Genomic DNA, 3,422 nt, shown 5'->3' with positions numbered 1-3,422 from the left:
TTCGTTATGTCCGTAATGAAACGTAAAAATTATTATAATTAATACAATAATGGTTTATTATATCTATTTTTGTTGCCCAAAAAATGAACGGAGAGCATATTGAAGGCTAAAAAAACACTTTCCAGTTGGTTGGTAAACCGCTATCTGTTAATAATAAGAAACGAGGAAAACTTTGCTGAAAAGTCTACCTTCAGTTTCACCTATGCGAAGGTAATACTTTTGGCGGTAACAGTATTTATTGTGCTGATGCTTTTGTCTTTATTACTAGTCAAAACGCTTCTGGCACAATGGTTTGACCCAAGACACGCACAAATAGAAGCCAATAAGCAACTCTACGAGCTTACTGTTAAGGTTGATTCGCTAGCAGATGAAGTAGAAAAGAAGGACAGATTTATCCTTAATTTTCAGCGAGTCTTAAGAGGTGATACTGCTCAGGCTTTCCAGGATTATGATAATAACTCTCCTGTTTCGTCAGAGATCTCGGATGAAAATATTGATGTTGCTAAACTTTCTCCTGTGGATTCTCAATTCAGGCAAGAATTTGAGAAGACAGATATGTCATTGGTAAACTTTACATCAGAGGCATCAAGTGAATTACAAGAAGTATTTTTCTTCTCTCCAATCACGGGGTTTGTTTCCGCTCCATATCAGGTTAAAGAAGGGCATTTTGGAGTCGATATTGTAGCCAAGAAAAATGAGCCAGTTAAAAGTATTGCAGATGGTACTGTTATAATGGCCTCCTGGACTCAGGACTCAGGTTACGTAATCGCCATACAACACAGGGGCAACATCATTTCGGTCTATAAGCACAATGCTGATTTGTTGAAAAAAGTTGGTAATTTTGTAAATGCTGGTGAAATAATCTCTATTATTGGTAATACTGGAGATCTTACGGATGGACCTCATTTGCATTTTGAACTATGGCATAACGGAAATTCGTTAAATCCAGAGGAGTTTGTAACTTTTTAAATACAAGTAGTCATGTTTAGCTCTAAAGAAGATCATAAGGTAGCCGAGGAAATAAGTAATTCGAGTAATATTATAGGCAAGGGTACTAAGCTCAAAGGAGATATAGAAACCTTTGGTAATATTAGAATCGAAGGAAATATAATTGGTAATGTAAAGACCAAATCAAAAATAGCACTGGGTCAGTCGTCAGAAATTGAAGGAAACATCTTAGCTCAAAATGCTGAAGTGGCCGGTGTGGTGAAAGGAAAAATAGAGGTTACCGACATACTTATCCTTAAGCCAACAGCCGTAATCAACGGTGATATTGTTACTAATAAACTTATAGTCGAAACCGGAGCAACTTTCAACGGAGGCTGTAAAATGAGTTCTACCATTAAAGATATCAAGATAGGAGAAAATGGGCAGTCAGAAAAAGCCCTCAAGCGAGAAGGAGCCAAGGCGATATAACGATTTTGTAAAGTATTCCGGTTTAGCCATTCAGATGGCTGTCGCAATATACCTGGGACATTTACTAGGGGTTTATTTAGATGAAAAAACAGGAAATACTAATGAACTCTACTCTAAGATAGTTACACTGCTAGCTGTATTTCTTTCCATATTTATGGTGATCCGTCAGGTCACTAAATCCAGTTCCAACAATGATTAAAAGATTCCTCAGTTTTACGACTATTGTACTTATAGTCACCATACTACTTTACTTCATACAAAAAACATTGTTGGCTCAATCTGAAGAAGCATTAAGTTTTTCACTTGTTGGAATGTATGTATTTCACTTTGTTTCTTATTTAGTTATCTGCCTCTCTATTGAGGCATTGTTTAAAAAACTGCCCTCACAAGTGGGATATGCTTACCTGGCTTCAGTTTTCATCAAGATCGGTGTGTTTGTGCTGGTGTTTAAGTCTACGATTTTTGGCCTTGAGGCGATGACTATGCCTGAGCGACTTTCCATTGTGATTCCGATGTTTATATTCCTGATTTTTGAAGCTACTTATTGTGGTCGATTGATGAATTCTCAATAGCAGCAAGCGTAAGATTTGAAAATTACTAAAAAACAATTCTAAAAAAGAGTGATCTTATTTAGAAATGCTTAGTTTTGCACCCAAATTTATCAGGGATTCGTTTTAAGTATGGTGATGTCAAATAAAACTATAAGCCTTTTATCGATACTAACACTGTTGTTTTTCTCAAGTGTAGCCTTTGCATCAAGCGGTAGTGAAGGCGAGCAAGGAGAAGGTGGGCCTGTTGATACACAGGAGGAAATAAATGCCTACATAAAGCATCACTTACAAGATGCGCATGATTTTACATTATTCACATTGGGTGAATCGGGTAAGCACATTGGCTTTCCTTTGCCAGTAATTTTGTGGGATGATGGTTTACATGTTTTTATGTCATCAAAATTTGATCACGGAACGACCGTTGCTGAATCTAAAGGCAACTATTACAAAATATATCACGGTAAAATTTATAAAACCAATGCAGCTGGTGAGCTTAATATGGATGATCATGACCATCCTACCAATGCGAGGCCATTAGACCTATCGATTACAAAGAATGTTGTTGGTATGTTATTCGCATCAGCTCTCCTATTCTTTGGCTTTGTTGGTTTAGCTAAGAACTATAAAAACAGATCTATTCCAAAAGGAGTAGGTAGAGTGCTTGAGCCACTTGTAATTTATGTGCGAGATGAGATAGCAAGACCAAATATTGGTGACAAGACTGATCGCTACATGCCGTTTCTTCTCACTGCCTTTTTTTACATCTGGATACTAAACTTATTGGGCTTAACTCCTCTTGGGTTTAACGTGACAGGTAATATCGCTGTAACAGTTTGTTTAGCCTTATTCACATTTTTCATCGTACAGTTTAGCGGTAACAAAGATTACTGGAAGCATATCTTCTGGATGCCAGGTGTGCCGATTCCAATGAAAATATTATTAATGCCAATCGAGCTTTTAGGTGTGTTTACTAAGCCGTTTGCACTTCTTATTCGTTTGTTTGCCAACATCACAGCAGGTCACTTTGTGGTGATGAGTCTGATTGCTCTTACGATAACTATGAAGGCGACATTCGGTCCAGTGGCAGCTACAGGGATGTCGTTTGCATTGGCATTGTTTATTACAGTTATAGAGATACTTGTTGCGTTTTTGCAGGCTTATATATTTACAATGCTGTCAGCATTATTTATAGGTATGGCTGTGGAAGAGCACGAACATCATTAAAAGAGAATTTTTGTTTAATTATATAAATCAATTCACATGTACAATTTAATTGGAGCAGGATTAATCGTAATCGGTGGTGGAATTGGACTTGGCCAAATTGGTGGAAAAGCAATGGAAGGTATTGCTCGTCAGCCAGAAGCAGCAGGTAAAATTCAAACTGCCATGATTATCATCGGAGCATTATTAGAAGGACTAGCATTTGGTGCTTTGATCCTAGGTAAATAATGTAAT

General features: G+C 37.2%; 6 protein-coding genes. All 6 read left to right on the top strand.

Annotated features, from left to right (window positions below; genetic code table 11):
• Positions 1 to 99: 99 nt before the first annotated feature.
• The 6 genes from E1176_RS03740 (at position 100) to atpE (ending at position 3,416) form a co-directional block, all read left to right on the top strand.
• Positions 100 to 969 carry a M23 family metallopeptidase gene (locus E1176_RS03740; protein ID WP_246205928.1) on the top strand — a complete coding sequence of 290 codons (870 nt, stop codon included), beginning with the start codon at positions 100 to 102 and terminating at the stop codon, positions 967 to 969.
• 12 nt (positions 970 to 981) lie between these two features.
• Positions 982 to 1,416, top strand: a complete 435-nt coding sequence (locus tag E1176_RS03735; RefSeq protein ID WP_155209229.1) for a bactofilin family protein — start codon at positions 982 to 984, stop codon at positions 1,414 to 1,416.
• Complete coding sequence (locus E1176_RS21475) at positions 1,367 to 1,615, top strand: AtpZ/AtpI family protein (RefSeq protein WP_155209228.1); 249 nt, start codon at positions 1,367 to 1,369, stop codon at positions 1,613 to 1,615. Before E1176_RS03735 ends, E1176_RS21475 begins: the two co-directional genes overlap by 50 nt.
• Complete coding sequence (locus tag E1176_RS03725) at positions 1,608 to 1,988, top strand: DUF6168 family protein (RefSeq protein ID WP_222933074.1); 381 nt, start codon at positions 1,608 to 1,610, stop codon at positions 1,986 to 1,988. Before E1176_RS21475 ends, E1176_RS03725 begins: the two co-directional genes overlap by 8 nt.
• Before the next feature lie 114 nt (positions 1,989 to 2,102).
• On the top strand, positions 2,103 to 3,191 hold the full coding sequence (gene atpB, locus E1176_RS03720; protein ID WP_222933073.1) for a F0F1 ATP synthase subunit A: 1,089 nt from the start codon (positions 2,103 to 2,105) through the stop codon (positions 3,189 to 3,191).
• A 36-nt stretch (positions 3,192 to 3,227) separates the two neighbouring features.
• On the top strand, positions 3,228 to 3,416 hold the full coding sequence (gene atpE / locus E1176_RS03715) for an ATP synthase F0 subunit C (protein ID WP_004569351.1): 189 nt from the start codon (positions 3,228 to 3,230) through the stop codon (positions 3,414 to 3,416).
• Positions 3,417 to 3,422: the final 6 nt, after the last annotated feature.

The organism is Fulvivirga aurantia (assembly GCF_009711475.1).
Taxonomy (GTDB): domain Bacteria; phylum Bacteroidota; class Bacteroidia; order Cytophagales; family Cyclobacteriaceae; genus Fulvivirga; species Fulvivirga aurantia.
This window is presented reverse-complemented; position numbering and strand designations above follow the sequence as displayed.

Coding starts and splice junctions, on each gene's coding strand:
- E1176_RS03735 (WP_155209229.1), top strand. CDS start 982: ATGTTTAGCTCTAAAGAAGATCATAAGGTAGCCGAGGAAATAAGTAAT.
- E1176_RS21475 (WP_155209228.1), top strand. CDS start 1,367: ATGGGCAGTCAGAAAAAGCCCTCAAGCGAGAAGGAGCCAAGGCGATAT.
- E1176_RS03725 (WP_222933074.1), top strand. CDS start 1,608: ATGATTAAAAGATTCCTCAGTTTTACGACTATTGTACTTATAGTCACC.
- atpB (WP_222933073.1), top strand. CDS start 2,103: ATGTCAAATAAAACTATAAGCCTTTTATCGATACTAACACTGTTGTTT.
- atpE (WP_004569351.1), top strand. CDS start 3,228: ATGTACAATTTAATTGGAGCAGGATTAATCGTAATCGGTGGTGGAATT.